General features: G+C 43.4%; 10 protein-coding genes. 3 read left to right on the forward strand and 7 right to left on the reverse strand.

The window, feature by feature from the left end:
• Positions 1 to 314 precede the first annotated feature (314 nt).
• A complete protein-coding gene (polA, locus tag ALT761_RS00065) occupies positions 315 to 3122 on the reverse strand; it encodes a DNA polymerase I (RefSeq protein ID WP_129735596.1) in 2808 nt (935 codons plus the stop codon).
• A 408-nt stretch (positions 3123 to 3530) separates the two neighbouring features.
• Between polA and elbB the strand changes: the two genes are divergently transcribed.
• Both elbB and ALT761_RS00075 read left to right on the forward strand, forming a co-directional pair.
• The gene (gene elbB, locus ALT761_RS00070; RefSeq protein ID WP_129735597.1) at positions 3531 to 4184 is read left to right on the forward strand and encodes an isoprenoid biosynthesis glyoxalase ElbB; all 654 of its coding nucleotides are present in this window, start codon (positions 3531 to 3533) and stop codon (positions 4182 to 4184) included.
• A gap of 109 nt (positions 4185 to 4293) precedes the next feature.
• Entirely contained in the window at positions 4294 to 5745 is a 1452-nt protein-coding gene (locus ALT761_RS00075; protein ID WP_129735598.1) for a TrkH family potassium uptake protein, read from the forward strand.
• 49 nt (positions 5746 to 5794) lie between these two features.
• Here the strand turns inward: ALT761_RS00075 and ALT761_RS00080 are convergent, their stop codons facing one another.
• From ALT761_RS00080 to def, 6 genes are all read right to left on the reverse strand, one after another.
• The gene (locus tag ALT761_RS00080; RefSeq protein ID WP_013782521.1) at positions 5795 to 6541 is read right to left on the reverse strand and encodes a complement resistance protein TraT; all 747 of its coding nucleotides are present in this window, start codon (positions 6539 to 6541) and stop codon (positions 5795 to 5797) included.
• Between the two features lie 48 nt (positions 6542 to 6589).
• A complete protein-coding gene (locus ALT761_RS00085; RefSeq protein ID WP_172602826.1) occupies positions 6590 to 6934 on the reverse strand; it encodes a hypothetical protein in 345 nt (114 codons plus the stop codon).
• Positions 6935 to 7060: 126 nt separating this feature from the next.
• The gene (gene trkA / locus ALT761_RS00090; protein ID WP_013782523.1) at positions 7061 to 8440 is read right to left on the reverse strand and encodes a Trk system potassium transporter TrkA; all 1380 of its coding nucleotides are present in this window, start codon (positions 8438 to 8440) and stop codon (positions 7061 to 7063) included.
• Between the two features lie 24 nt (positions 8441 to 8464).
• Positions 8465 to 9799 carry a 16S rRNA (cytosine(967)-C(5))-methyltransferase RsmB gene (rsmB, locus tag ALT761_RS00095; RefSeq protein ID WP_129735599.1) on the reverse strand — a complete coding sequence of 445 codons (1335 nt, stop codon included), beginning with the start codon at positions 9797 to 9799 and terminating at the stop codon, positions 8465 to 8467.
• Positions 9799 to 10755: a methionyl-tRNA formyltransferase gene (gene fmt, locus ALT761_RS00100; RefSeq protein ID WP_129735600.1), complete on the reverse strand. Its 957-nt coding sequence runs from the start codon at positions 10753 to 10755 to the stop codon at positions 9799 to 9801. Before fmt ends, rsmB begins: the two co-directional genes overlap by 1 nt.
• 8 nt (positions 10756 to 10763) lie before the next feature.
• The gene (gene def / locus ALT761_RS00105; protein ID WP_013782526.1) at positions 10764 to 11273 is read right to left on the reverse strand and encodes a peptide deformylase; all 510 of its coding nucleotides are present in this window, start codon (positions 11271 to 11273) and stop codon (positions 10764 to 10766) included.
• Between the two features lie 216 nt (positions 11274 to 11489).
• On the opposite strand from def, the gene ALT761_RS00110 reads away from it, so the two are divergent.
• Entirely contained in the window at positions 11490 to 12563 is a 1074-nt protein-coding gene (locus tag ALT761_RS00110; RefSeq protein ID WP_232043505.1) for a LysM peptidoglycan-binding domain-containing protein, read from the forward strand.
• Positions 12564 to 12587 lie beyond the last annotated feature (24 nt).

The following is a 12587-nucleotide window of genomic DNA, read 5'->3' on the forward strand; positions in this document are numbered from 1 at the left end:
AACCGAGTATATAGAGTGTGCAGATTTCGGTTAGTTCATTTTAAACGACAAAAAGATTCTTTCTTTGTTTTAAGTTTAAGATTTTAATAGATTTTTTCTTTCTGAATATTTGGAAACTTTATTGCAGACATAAAAAAACCCCGACAAATCTGTCGGGGTTAAAGCAAAGGTTTGAAAACAGATTTCTCACCTCTGTACCCTACACGCATTAGGGTACAATAATGGTGAAAAAAGGCAAGTAAGAGTGTAATAAAATTACCAAACTTGCCCAATTTTGAGCTATTGCCCACTATTTTCTGTAATCTAATTACCTCTTAGTGTGCTTCATCCCAGTTATCGCCCACGCCCGCTTCAACCACCAGCGGCACATTTAATACTGCAGCTTGCTCCATTAAGCTGACGATATTTTTAACTTGTTCCTCTAGATGTTCTTCTCTAATCTCAAACACCAATTCATCGTGTACCTGCATCATCATGAGTACATCGTCACTTTCAAGTGAGGTGATCCAATCATCAACCTTTATCATGGCCATTTTAATGATGTCGGCAGCTGTACCTTGCATAGGCGCGTTAATTGCTGCGCGCTCTGCCCCTTTACGGCGAGCGCCATTACTGGCTTTTATGTCGGGTAGGTACAAGCGTCGACCAAACACAGTTTCCACGTAGCCTTTTTCTTTAGCGCCTTCTCTGGTGCTGTCCATGTACTCAAGTACGCCTGGGTAGCGTTCAAAATACAAGTCCATGTATTTTTGTGCTTCGTGACGTGGAATATTAAGTTGTTTAGCAAGGCCAAAGGCACTCATTCCATAGATCAAACCAAAGTTTATAGCTTTAGCACTACGACGTTGTTCAGTCGTCACTTCATCAAGGTTTACCCCAAACACTTCTGCCGCGGTCGCTTTGTGGATGTCTCTGCCGTGAGCAAATGCATCAAGCAGGCCTTCATCGCCCGACAAATGGGCCATTATTCTAAGTTCGATTTGAGAATAATCGGCAGCAACAATCTTGTAACCTTCACGTGGAACAAATGCTTGTCTTACCTTACGGCCTTCTTCATTTCGAATGGGAATATTTTGAAGGTTTGGATCCGTTGACGATAACCGACCCGTTGCTGTAATAGCTTGATGGTAAGAAGTATGAACTCGACCCGTACGATGATTAATCATTTTAGGGAGTTTGTCGGTATACGTATTTTTAAGTTTGGTTAACCCTCTATACTCCATTAACTTTTTAGGTAACGGGAACTCAAGGGCGAGTTCTTGTAATACTTCTTCAGAAGTAGAAGGGGCGCCTTTGGGGGTTTTCTTAATAACCGGTAACGACATTTTCTCAAACAAAATGTGTTGAAGCTGTTTTGGCGAACCTAAGTTAAACACCTCGCCGGCTTCTTCATGCACTTCTTTTTCTAGTTCAGCAATACGCGTAGCTAAGTCTTGGCTCTGCTGGCGTAACCGTTGGCTCTCAATTAATACGCCTTGCTGTTCCATACGAGATAAAACGCAAGCAACCGGCACTTCAACATCAACCAATAGTGCTTTAAGTTTGGGTTCGTTTTCTAGTTTTGCCCATATTGCTTGATGAAGGCGCATAGTAATATCAGCATCTTCGGCGGCGTAAGGACCTGCTTCTTCTAATCCAATTTGATTAAAAGTAAGCTGTTTGGCACCTTTGCCTGCAATTTCTTCAAAATGAATTGTTTTATGACCTAAATAGGCAAGGGCTAGCGAGTCCATGTCATGGCGCTGTGCGGTACTGTTTAACACATAGCTTTCCAACATAGTGTCAAAGCCGATGCCATTTAATGTTATGTCATAATGGGCGAGTACATTCTTGTCATATTTAATGTGCTGGCCCACTTTGATGATGGTTTCAGACTCTAAAATAGGCTTCAATGCTGAAAGCACGTAATCTCGTGATAACTGCGTGGGTGCATCGGGATAATCATGAGCGACAGGCACGTAAGCCGCAGCTCCAGGTTCGATACAAAAAGAAACACCAACAAGTTCAGCTTCCATGTAGTTAACACTGGTCGTTTCAGTATCAACAGCAATAAGCGGCGCTGCTTTTAGCTTTTCTATCCAAGCCTCAAATGTAGCTTCATCAAGCACCACATCATAGCCTGACTTATCGATATTACTTTCTGGCTGTGCTACGTCAGTATCGTTAGATTCAGAATCGCTAGCGTCAGACGTACTTTTTCCGTTTTCTGCTTTTGAAGGTTCATTACCATCACTTGCGAGCAATGCGCTAATTTCTGTATGCCAGCGCTTGAATTCGTACTCTGCGAACATCGACTGTAAGGTTTCGTTATCTGGTGATGTAGGGCAAAGCTCATCTATTTTGTATTGTAGATCTAAATCTATGGCAATCGTGGCAAGGGTGTATGACAGGCGAGCTTGTTCTTCATACTCTTGCATTTTAGTTGCCATGGTTTTGCTCCCTCTAAACGAGAGATCGGCAATTTTATCAAGGTTGTCATAGATAGCACTGATGCCACCAATACCATTTAGCAGTGCTTGTGCACTTTTATCACCCACACCAGGTACGCCAGGAATGTTATCGACTTTGTCACCTTTAAGGGCTAAGAAATCGATAACCAGTTCTGGTGGAACACCGAATTTCGTATTTACCCCTTCAATGTCCATAATCTGATTTGTCATGGTATTGATCAAGGTGACATTTTCGTTGACCAGTTGTGCCATGTCTTTATCGCCAGTACTGATCAAGGTATCAATACCATGTTCTGTGGCACGACAGGCTAGGGTACCAATAACATCATCGGCTTCAACGCCAGACTCAACGATGACAGGTAAGCCCATGGCTTTAATGATGGTGTGCAATGGTTCTATTTGACTACGTAACTCTTCCGGCATAGGTGGGCGATTCGCTTTATATTCTTCATAAATATCGTCGCGAAACGTTTTACCTTTGGCATCGAAGATGACTGCCATGTGTGTAGGATTGTATTGTCTAATCAAGCTTTTCAGCATGTTGACAACACCATAGATCGCACCGGTATCCTGACCTTTTGAGTTCGTCAGGGGCGGCAATCCGTGAAATGCTCTAAATAGATAAGATGATCCATCTACTAGAATAAAAGGGGGCTTTTTCGAATCTGTCATAGCTATGCATTAACCAAGCTTAGAATAAGGCGCAAGCATGCCATAGGCGCTGGTGGATCGCCATAGAGCATAGCAACATAAATAAAGGGATCATCTGTGGATAAGATTGTGATCTAATAAAATAAGCACAACAAAACTAACGATCTTTGTTAATAGAAAGATCGTCCTGTAAAGCAATAAAAATAAGGGAATGAAAAATAAGAGTGTGGACTGCGTACCTGCAACTCATCATTCCTTTTTATGTGGATAACTTGGTGAACTTATTTTTTCGTTTAACCAAATTGGTCAGATAATGTAGCATAAGAAATTAGCAATCCAATACTGGTTATTAAGACTTTTTTTTGAACAGTTGATGGTTTTATAGCCAAAAATAGAATAAGTCGGCTCGGCAAGGTCTAGGAGGACATTATGAAGCAAGTTGCAGTGATTTTAAGTGGTTGTGGTGTATTTGATGGCGCTGAAATTCATGAGTCAGTATTAACGCTTTTAGCTATTGAACAAGCCGGAGCAGGTTACCAATGTTTTGCGCCAGATAAGGCTCAAATGCATGTAGTGAATCATTTAACGGGAGACGTTTCAGAAGATGAAACTCGAAATGTATTGGTTGAGTCTGCACGCATTGCCCGAGGCAATGTAAAGCCTATTACAGAATGTAGGGTATCAGACTTCGATTATCTTATTGTACCTGGTGGTTTTGGTGCTGCTAAGAATTTATGTTCATTTGCCGTTGATGGTGAAAAAAGTAAGGTAGATAAAGATGTGCTTGCGGTATGCAATGACTTTGCGAAAGCAAAGAAACCTGTGGCTTATGCATGCATTGCCCCTGCTATTGCAGCCAGTGTATATGGAAACAATGTTAAACTGACCATTGGTAGCGATGAAGATACCGCAAATGCCTTGAATGCGTTAGGGGCATGCCATGTAAACTGTGAAGTAGATGAAGTGGTGGTAGATGTTGAAAATAAACTGGTTACTACGCCAGCCTACATGACGGCCCAAAATATCTTACAAGCCCATGCTAGTATTAATAAAATGGTAGAAACGGTACTAGCAATGAAATAATTTGCTTATAGCCCTATAATCGCGTCAATGTAGTAGAAACCTTGTATCCTCTAAAAACCGCGAACACTGTTAATCGCGAGTTTACTAATAACGAAAGGCATAACGAAGCATGCACTACCGTGCCATTGTACGAATTCTAGGGCTCCTTATTGCGCTATTTAGCGTAACCATGATCCCACCTGCTGTGGTATCTCTGATTTATCAAGACGGTAGTGGTTTGCCTTTTACCCTTGCGTTCTTTATTTGCGTAGGTGGCGGTATGGTGCTTTGGTACCCAAACCGCCAGCAAAAAAACGATTTACGAGCGCGAGAAGGCTTTTTAATCGTTGCCCTGTTCTGGTCGGTACTAGCCAGTGTGGGTGCCATTCCTCTTATGTTGCTAGAACAGCCTAGCATGACCGTAACGGATGCTTTTTTTGAATCATTCTCAGGGCTAACCACAACCGGTGCAACGGTAATCGAAGGCATTGATTTCTTACCCCATTCGGTACAGTTTTATCGACAACAACTACAATGGCTAGGCGGCATGGGTATCATTGTACTCGCCGTCGCTATACTGCCTATTTTAGGGGTTGGGGGTATGCAGCTGTACCGTGCAGAAACTCCAGGGCCTGTGAAAGATAATAAAATGACACCGCGTATTGCCGATACAGCAAAACACCTTTGGTATATTTATCTTTCTATCACTATTGCATGCGCCGCTGCGTATTGGTTGGCTGGCATGGATATATTTGATGCCATTTGTCACGCGTTTTCAACGGTTGCCATTGGGGGCTTCTCAACACACGATGCTAGCCTTGGCTACTTTAATAGCCCTATGGTGAATGTGGTTTGTACGGTTTTTCTGTTAATTGCTGCACTTAACTTTTCTCTCCATTACGCAGCAGTGAGTACCCGTTCGGTAAAAGGCTATTTTAACGACCCAGAGTTTAAAGCCTTTTTCTTTATTCAAGCCACACTTATCATGCTGTGCTTCTTAGTACTCACGCTATCAGGTTTCTACGACTCGGCTGAAACCGCGCTCGATCAAGCTATGATTCAAGCCGTATCAATCAGTACTACTGCGGGGTTTGCGACTACAGACTTCTCAATTTGGCCCACGTTTTTGCCCATACTACTCATCTTTTCAAGTTTCATTGGAGGTTGTGCAAGTTCAACCGGAGGCGGCTTAAAAGTGGTTCGTGTGTGTTTACTGTTCCTTCAAGGTAAGCGTGAAGTAGACAGGCTTATTCACCCTAAGGCAGTGTATTCTGTTAAGTTAGGTGAACGAGCAATGCCCGATAAGGTAGTAGAGGCGGTATGGGGCTTCTTCTCTGCTTACGCGGTGGTGTTTGTTGTACTCATGATAGGGCTAATTGCGACAGGGCTAGATAACTTAAGCGCGTTTACCGCTACCGCAGCCATGCTAAATAACCTTGGTCCTGGATTGGGCAGTGTTGCATCTAACTATGCGGGTGTAACCGATGCTGGAAAGTGGATTTTAGTGGTGGGAATGGTATTTGGGCGATTGGAAGTCTTTTCGTTGTTGGTACTATTTTCACCTACGTTCTGGCGAAGTTAATACAGCAACGACTGCTCAGTCAGTCATTGCTGTACATCGTAAGGCAAGTTTAGAAGAACGAGGCCATTGCATAAGCCGTTTTATCAAACATGAGTGGTTGTGCTTCTTCTAACGCTAGGTTGGCTTTGTTAGCCGTCGTCACAACGCGAGTGCGGTATTCTTTTTGGTTTGAAACTTCAGATACAGTCTGAGTTGATGCGCCGTCATCTGAAATTTTCGTATTCACCTTAGAATCTTTTCTCACAATCACGCCCTTCGCAGCACGTTCTTTAATTTGAATATCAGCCACGAGAAGGTAGGTTACATCTTTAACCATGGCGTTTGCCGCAGTAGAAACTAATCCACCAATGATGCCACCCGCAGCAGCTTGCTTGTAATTTCCACCACCCGCATAAGCTGCTGCTGAGCCCAAAGCGACGCCCTGAAATCCTGATGACAGATAATTCTCTGCCGCGGAAGGAGAAGCCTTTTCTAAATTGCGCACGAAAACACTCATCGTATATTGAGCTCCAGCAGGGCTATCAACAAACGAATAGCCGTTTCCGCTACTCGATATTTGAGCGTTGAGTGCTTCTCTAAATGCATTTCGATCAAATTCCATCACTGCTGAGCGAACTTCTAAATAGATTTTTCGTTTTTCAGGCGGCACAGGCTCAACAAAAATTGAGGTGCTAAGTTTGGTCTGTACATCTAAATCTTTTTTAGCAATGGAGGTATGCACGGCAGCACAGCCGCTAAAAAAAATAACTACAAATGCAAGTACAACAATCCTGACATGCTGATTCCGTAACGTCATGGTAATTCCTTATTAAAAATTGAACTGTGAATTATCGTTAGTGATTTATTAGTAGTAGCGACCGTAATAACGGTGGTAGTAGCGACAATTGCGATATTCTCGCCAGTTATATCGTAGTAAGTCTCGGCAGGTATAACCCGGACGCCAATTCGTACCTTGATATTCTTTCGGTTTCACCCCTTTATCCAGCATGCTTTTAATATAGGCGTCTACTTCCTCAGGCTTTTCGGCTAAAAACGGTTTTGACATAACTTCTGCATTTAATTGAGCTTGCATACGCGCAAGTTCATCGTCTTCATCTGATTGGCTGACTGCGGAAAAAGAAAGTAATAAACTAGAAAATAACAAAGCTAGTGTGGGTATTGGGAGTGAGGTAAATCCGTTTTGGTACATTTGCGTTAATCCTATAACGACCTGAGAAGTCAATTATTGATCATTTTTTGTACATTTCGCAACGGGTAATTTAGGATTATTTCCAGTAGCTATTTCACTACTTTTACGGCTTGGCGTATGTATTTGTTATCCAAAGAAGAATGCGCTGGGTTGGAACAGCTTTTCTACATCGCCAATGTATTTTTTGTCGACTAAGAACAGAATAACGTGGTCATTTGCCTCAATAAGCGTATCGCTATGGGCAATGATCACTTGGTCGTCTCTTACTACCGCGCCTATGGTAGTACCAGGAGGAAGCTTAATTTTACCGATTTCTTTACCCACAACTTTAGAGGTATTTTCATCACCATGTGCAATCGCTTCTATCGCCTCTGCTGCACCACGGCGCAAAGAATATACGTTTACAATATCTCCGCGTCTAACATGGGTAAGTAGGGCCGAAATCGTCGCTTGTTGTGGTGAGAAAGCAATGTCTATTTCACCACCTTGTACTAAGTCTACATAAGCACTACGTTGAATCAGTACCATGGCTTTTTGTGCGCCCATGCGCTTGGCCAACATGGCAGACATAATGTTAGCTTCATCATCATTGGTCACCGCAATGAATGCATCAACTTGCTCGACATTCTCTTCACTGAGCAACTCTGGATCTGATGCATCACCGCTAAAGACAATCGTCTTGTCTAAGTGGGCAGAAAGGTATTTTGCTCTTTCGTGACTAAACTCAATCAGCTTCACGTTATGTTTGTGTTCAAGTTTTTTCGCTAGCCCTGCACCAATTAAGCCGCCACCGGCTATCATAATGCGTTTATAGCTAGACTCTAATTTTTGAAGTTCACTCATTACCGCACGAATATGCTTAGTTGCAGCAATAAAGAATACTTCATCATCGGCTTCGATAACGGTAGTACCCAGTGGTCGAATAGGGCGACCACGGCGATAGATTGCTGCCACCCGTGTTTCCACATTGGGCATGTGGTCTTTTAACGCAGATAACGCGTGACCTACCAGTAAACCACCATAATAGGCTTTTACCGCCACTAAGCTGGCTTTGCCATCAGCAAATTCAACAACCTGTAATGCGCCAGGGTAATCTATAAGCCGTTTAATAGCTTTAGTCACTAGCTGTTCAGGAGCAATAATGTGGTCTACAGGTATGTCCTGCTGCTTATAGAGCTGTTCTTGGTAAATAATGTATTGTTCTGAGCGAACGCGAGCAATCTTGGTCGGGGTCTTGAATAAACTAAAGGCAACTTGGCAAGCGAGCATATTGCTTTCATCACTGTTCGTTACCGCGATAAGCATGTCGGCATCTTCTGCACCGGCTTTTCGTAATACGTCAGGGTGAGAGCCCACGCCATTAACCACCTGTAAATCTAATCGGTCTTGAAGCGCACGCAAGGTATTGGGATCAGAATCGATAACGGTAATATCGTTCTTCTCTCCTACAAGGTTTTCAGCAAGTGTTCCGCCAACCTGACCTGCGCCTAGAATGATGATTTTCATCGGTGTTTATGTGCCTTATTGCTTTTATTTGCTCAACGACTTTACCAGTCTCGCATAGTAGAAACCATCCATTTGTTGCTCGCCAGGTAGGATTTGTCTACCGGGCTTGCTCGGTGTTTCGGTTTTTATAACAGGTACTAATGTGGCATCTGCATTGCGTTCTAAAAATGCGCTAATCTGTTGGCTATTTTCTTGTGGCAGAATAGAGCAGGTGGCGTAAAGCAATGTGCCACCAGGCTTAAGTGTTTGCCATAAGCTAGTTAGTATTTCAGCTTGAAGTGCTGCAAGTGCATCAATATCACTAGACTTTCTTAGCCAGCGAATATCAGGGTGGCGGCGTATAACACCAGTGGCAGAGCAGGGTGCATCAAGCAAAATTCGGTCGAAGTGTTGTCCATCCCACCATGTTTCAGGCTTAGCCGCATCGCCTTGCTTTATAACGGGCAAATTGGTTTGCGTATGCTGCAGGCGAGTCATGTTTTCTTCAACGCGCTTTAAGCGGTTCTCGTCAGCATCAAGGGCTAGGCAATACGCTAATTCAGGGGTACGCTCAATAATATGACCCGTTTTACCACCAGGTGCAGCGCAACAATCTAATACGCGCTCGTGTGGTTGTGCGTCTAAATAATGGGCTGCAAGCTGAGCGGCACCATCTTGTACAGCAAAGTGGCCTTTTTCAAACCCTGGAAGCCCGGTAATGTCCTCTCGGCCTTCTAGTCTGATTGCATCTGGGTGTTCAGCACTTAATGAATAATTAACCTCAACAGCATCCAATGCAGCAGCGTAATCGGTAATCGATATTTTTTTGGTATTAACCCTTAGCCAAATAGGCGCCATGGCATTGGTAGCTTCGCGTACGGCATCAGCATCTTGACCATAGGCATCTTCTAGAGCTTTATATAACCACTTGGGTAACCCACTGGCAATAATAGGGTTATCGATAGGCTTGTTAACCAGTTCTTGGCGCATAAAGTTACGCAGTACTGCGTTAACTAAGCCTTTTAATGCCGTTCCGCCTAAATAAGACGAGGCATTAACGGTTTCGCCCACTGCAGCATGCTGGCTTACGCGAGAAAATGCTAACTGGTATAGCCCCAACAGAATAAGGTGCTCGATTACTTTTTTATTCCCTTTTAAAGGCCGGTCGAGTAACTCGCGCAACCAGTGCTGTAATATAGGGAGTTTACGCATGACGCCCAAAGACATTTCTTGGATCCATGCGTTGTCTCTAGGATGATGGCGACGTTGAACACGCTCTAGGCAATCTCTTGACGATTTACCTTGTTCTAGAATTTGGTATATCACCCATGCACAATCGGCACGCAGGTTTTTTTGTTTCGGTAATGGAGTGGGTTTCACTATTCTTCCGTACTGGCAATGCAGTTACCTGGTGCGAACCAGTCTTTGCGAGCATTAACGACATCTGCAGCGGGCAATGCTTTTTTCCCAGGTATTTGCAGGGTGTTGATTCGAAGGGCACTTGAACCCGTGGTTACCACAATGCCGTGCTTGTCAGCTTGAATGATAGTACCTGGGGCATCTGAAGTCGGTAAGCCATCAATCACATCCACCGACCAAATTTTAATATTTTGCGACTCAATTTTAGTCCACGCTACAGGCCATGGATTAAAAGCGCGTACGTTTCGTGCAATTTGCTCTGCGCTATCGTGCCAATTAATAAAGGCTTCTTCTTTGGAAAGCTTTTTAGCGTATGTTGCTTCGCTATCATCTTGCTTCACAGGTGAAAGGGTATCAATACTGTTTACTACATCTAGTAGTGCAGTAGGGCCAAGTTCAGCAAGCTTTTCGTAAAGCGAGGCGCTAGTATCATCTTCACTAATGGGCAAGGTTGCTATATGCAACATGTCACCAGTATCTAGCCCTTCATCCATCTGCATGATGGTAACACCAGTCTCGCTATCGCCGGCCCATATCGCCCGTTGGATAGGCGCAGCTCCACGCCATTTAGGCAAAATTGAACCATGCACATTAAGACAACCCAATTTGGGCGCATCAAGCACGGCTTTGGGTAATATCAAGCCATAGGCGACCACAATCATTAAATCGGCGTTGATGTCCGTCAATGTTTGCTGTGCTTCGTCATTTTTTAAACTGGCTGGCTGATAGACTGGAATCTCATATTCCTGAGCAAGCACTTTTACGGGGCTTGGCGTAAGCTTTTTACCTCGTCCAGCAGGACGGTCTGGTTGGGTATACACAGCAACAACGTCATGAGTGCTTGATAATAAAGCACGTAAATGCTGAGCTGCAAAATCCGGCGTGCCGGCAAAAATGATGCGTAATGGTTTTATCAAAACTAACCTCAGTCGCGTGCAGCTAAACGTGCTTCTTTTTCAAGCTTTTTACGAATTCGCTGGCGTTTAAGCGGAGACAAGTAATCAATAAACAGTTTGCCCTTTAGATGATCCAATTCATGTTGAATACAAATAGCCAATAGACCGTCTGCTTCCAACTCAAATGCTTCACCGTTTTCATTCAGTGCTTTTACCGTAATTTCTTCTGCGCGCTCTACTTTGGCGTAGTTACCTGGAACAGAAAGACAACCTTCTTCACTAATAGTGCTGCCGTCTTTTTTGGTGATTTCCGGGTTGATAAAAACACGAGGCTCGTCTTGATCTTCCGCTACGTTCATTACAACAACTTGAACATGTCTGTCGACTTGAGTAGCAGCCAAACCAATTCCATTCTCGTCTTTCATGGTTTCGAACATATCCGAAACCAATTGTTTAATGTCGTCGTTCACTTCTTCTACCGGTTTTGCTACGGTACGAAGTCGTTCATCGGGAAAACTTAATACGTCTAAAATTGCCATGTGTCGCTTATTTAACCTTTTCGCTGTATAAATTCATATACGATCTAGTCGCTCGTACACTTTACAGTGCCTTTTGAGTTACTATTCTAACGTATATCGAGTTATATCGTGCAGTTTTTTGCTGCCGCGCCACAGTATTGAGGCACAATATCGATATAGTAGTATTGTCTGAAATTTCAACAGTAAATGGCAGTGGAAAAATTGCGGAAGGTTAATTTGAAAAATCGATTGAAGAAAGCAGTATGTACAATGGTATTGGCTATGGCGTGTTTTGCCGCATTTTCAGCAATGGCCAAACCCTTAAAAGAAACTGCACCGCAAACTTATACTGTGAAGCAAGGTGATACCTTATGGGGCATCGCTAATCTTTTTTTAAATCAGCCATGGCTGTGGCCTGAACTTTGGCGTCACAACACCCAAATAGATAACCCGCATTTAATATACCCCGGTGATATCATCTCGGTGTCTTACATCAATGGTGAACCCGTATTTTCGATAAATCGAGCTAAGCCAAGCCTAGTGCTTTCGCCTGGTTCTGCCCGAAGAGTAAAGAGTGCGCCTATAGAGACCTTATCATGGTCGGTATTAGCTCCCTATATTAAACAACACACCCTACTTTCTGAGGAAGAGTATGAATTGCTCCCTCATTTATTGGGAAATCACGATGGTAATGTGAGTTTTGTGTCTAACGACTTAGTGGTAAGCCAAAAAGAAAACCGCACTGAAGATCAGTATCAGGTGGTAAGAAAGCAATCTATTATACGTGATATGCAAGGTAAGGTGCTTGGTGTGCAGCTCACCCATGTAGCAAAAGCTAGCTTAGAGACTGACGTGTCATTACCAAAGGCTAGAATGGTAAAACTTTCAGATTCAAATCAAGAAGCGAAACGTGGAGATAAGTTACTTACTGGTGACTTCACGTTAGACGATGACTTAGTTCTGCAAGAAGCAACGTCACAACGAGGTTTTGTGATTGGCGACTTACACGATCACGACTTACTCGGCCGCTACGATGTGGTGGTACTAGATTTAGGCGCACATGAGCTAACGGCGGGTACCGTGATGGGCATCTACGCTGGTGGCCCTGACATTATAGACGGCGAAGAACCTCAATACGCTAGCAATAGTGATGTCATAAAAGGAAACGGACTCTTTACAGATAAAGTACAGCAACCTGCACTTAAAATTGGTGAAGTCATTGTGTTTAAAACTTTTGAGTCAGCTAGCTACGGCATTATAACTCGAGCAAAAGAAGGCGTAAGACGCGGCTTCATTGTGGCAAAACCCTAACACGTTATTGCCGCTTATTATTTA

Origin of the sequence: Alteromonas sp. 76-1 (assembly GCF_900654235.1) — a bacterium.
Lineage (GTDB): Bacteria > Pseudomonadota > Gammaproteobacteria > Enterobacterales > Alteromonadaceae > Alteromonas > Alteromonas naphthalenivorans.